Raw genomic sequence first — 1,176 nt, forward strand, 5'->3', positions numbered from 1 at the left:
TACGCTAACGCGCATTGAGTAAGTTTCTAATCATATAAAATAAAGGCAACAAGCCAATGAAAAAAACGATTGGACAACTAGGGACGGATGTAAATCAGAAAGGGTATCGAAAATCAGGCCGATCTTGGGTGCTGGTGTCGAGTGTAGTGATCGCAAGTTTGCTGGCAGTAAATGCTGTCGCGAAATACGCGGATTTTCATGAAGTCGCTCGCGATTACCACCATGCTATGCAAGATGATGCGAATCAACGCATGCAAGTGTTGAGCTTGGTCACATCGGAACGAGAAAAATAAGGTCGGCGCTAGTCAATAAGCCTAGTCCGTCTATAGTTAATAATAACAAATTAACGAATATCGAATTATGCAGAAGTACAGTCTAATGCGTGCACGTCAGTCGCGCGGTTTTACCCTTATTGAATTAGTGATGGTTATTGTCATCTTAGGTATTTTGTCTGCCTTTGCAATTCCACGATTTGCAGATCTTGGAAAAGAAGCGCGTGAGGCTTCGCTTGCCGGTGTCGCAGGTGCCATCAAATCTGCAGCAGCAATTGCTCATGCGGAGCAATTAGTGAAAGGTGCAAGCTTAGGCGAAGCCGTCACATTGGATGGTGCTCGTATTACCATGGTGAACGGATATCCGACGGCTAATATAGCCGGCATTGCTATTGCTGCGGGTGTTGAACAAAACAAAGACTTTATTGTTCAAAGCGAGGGTGCTCGAGGTGGTGATGTCTTGCGTCTAGAGCTTCAAAAAGATTGTTATGTTGATTACACAGCGGCGAAAGCTGATCTTGATAACACTGCTCCAATTCGCGTTAGTTATGGCGTGAATGTTGTCGCCACTGGTTGTGGCTAGTTTTAAAGCGAATCGTGCGCGGCAACGAGGATTTACCTTAGTAGAACTTATTGCCGTCATTCTTATTCTATCGAGCCTTGTCTGGCTCTCTGTTCGCTCTTTTTCTCCAAGTTTATTTCATACCTACTCGTATACTCAGGTCTTGAATCAATATATTGCTAGGGCGCAATCCTTGGCACTTGCTAACCAAGATAAGGCAGGCGTTTATGTTGAGCTCAATGCCTTAGAAGAAAAGCCAGTGATATTGCTTCTGATATCTGATCGGCATGTATCTCGCTTTGAGTCAAAAGAGCGTTTTTCCGTTCGTTCCTTAGAAGGAGA

General features: G+C 44.3%; 3 protein-coding genes. All 3 read left to right on the top strand.

Going from position 1 to position 1,176, the window contains the following annotated elements; genetic code table 11:
* Positions 1–56 precede the first annotated feature (56 nt).
* Positions 57–293, top strand: a complete 237-nt coding sequence (locus A3739_RS23175) for a hypothetical protein (protein WP_068474827.1) — start codon at positions 57–59, stop codon at positions 291–293.
* A gap of 67 nt (positions 294–360) precedes the next feature.
* A complete protein-coding gene (locus tag A3739_RS31270; RefSeq protein WP_304439251.1) occupies positions 361–855 on the top strand; it encodes a type II secretion system protein in 495 nt (164 codons plus the stop codon).
* A partial coding sequence (locus A3739_RS23185) for a prepilin-type N-terminal cleavage/methylation domain-containing protein (protein ID WP_197472512.1) occupies positions 848–1,176 on the top strand: 329 nt, incomplete at its 3' end. The genes A3739_RS31270 and A3739_RS23185, both read left to right, overlap by 8 nt.

The sequence above is a fragment of the Oleiphilus sp. HI0067 genome (genome assembly GCF_001635735.1).